This window comes from Paracoccus sp. Z118 (genome assembly GCF_019061185.1).
Classification (GTDB): Bacteria; Pseudomonadota; Alphaproteobacteria; order Rhodobacterales; family Rhodobacteraceae; genus Paracoccus.
Genome location: NZ_JAHQZU010000100.1, coordinates 1 through 892, shown reverse-complemented (window position 1 = coordinate 892; position 892 = coordinate 1). Strand labels below are relative to the sequence as shown.

Sequence of the window (892 nt, the reverse complement as noted above, 5' to 3'; positions counted from 1 at the left end):
GCGGCCGGTCTGTCCGCCGGCGGCGCGATGGTTGCGACACTGGCGGCGACCCAGCCGGGGCTGTTCGCGGCGGTCGGCATCCATTCGGGGCTGCCGCACGGGATCGCCCACGACATGCCCTCGGCCTTCGGCGCGATGCGGGGGCAGGGCGGGCGGACGCCCCGCGGGGGCTCGGTCCGCATGATCGTCTTCCACGGCACCGCCGATGCCACGGTCCATCCCTCGAACGCCGAGGCGCTGGTGGCCGCCGCAGGTCCGGCCCTGCATGGCACCTCGCGGCGCGAGAACGGCCGGTCCGAGGGTGGCCGCCCCTGGACCCGCGAGCTGGTCGAGGCCCCGGACGGCACGCCGCTGGTCGAATACTGGCGGATCGAGGGCGCGGGTCATGCCTGGTCGGGCGGCCGCCCGCAGGGAAGCTACACCGACGCTGCCGGTCCCGACGCGTCGGCCGAGATGGTCCGCTTCTTCCTGCATCCGAGGCAGTGAGGACAGGCTTCGGGATGTCCGGCTTGTCCACGGCACAGGCGCAGCAGGCGCTTGATGGTCCCTCGATTCAGCGGACGCTATCGGTCACTCACTCCTCGGCAGAGCGGTCAAACCGCACGGATATCCCGAAAGGACCTTCAGCGGTGTCTGCCCGGCGGTTTCGAGGTCTTTTTTGCCGCGCGGCCCGGCTTGGATGGGGGTGTTGCTCCGGTTCTCCTCCAGAAGCTTGCGCCAGCGATCGACCCGCACCGGGTCCAGCGTTCCGGCGGCGACTGCCGCCTGAACCGCGCATCCCGGTTCATGAGAGTGGCTGCAGTTCCCGAAGCGGCAGAGGGGCGCAAGCTCGGCGATCTCGGCGAACAGCAGGTCCAGACCCACGGAGATATCGCTGACATGCAGCGTCCGA

1 protein-coding gene and 1 pseudogene are annotated in these 892 nt (G+C 70.6%); one reads left to right on the top strand and one right to left on the bottom strand.

The annotated features are described in order from the left end of the window. Positions 1 to 486, top strand: a 486-nt coding sequence (locus KTN05_RS17670) for a PHB depolymerase family esterase (protein WP_305799911.1), incomplete at its 5' end; no start/stop codon positions are given. Positions 487 to 570: 84 nt separating this feature from the next. Here KTN05_RS17670 and KTN05_RS17665 read toward each other — a convergent pair. Next, positions 571 to 892 (bottom strand): annotated as a pseudogene (locus tag KTN05_RS17665) (hypothetical protein); the annotation flags it as partial.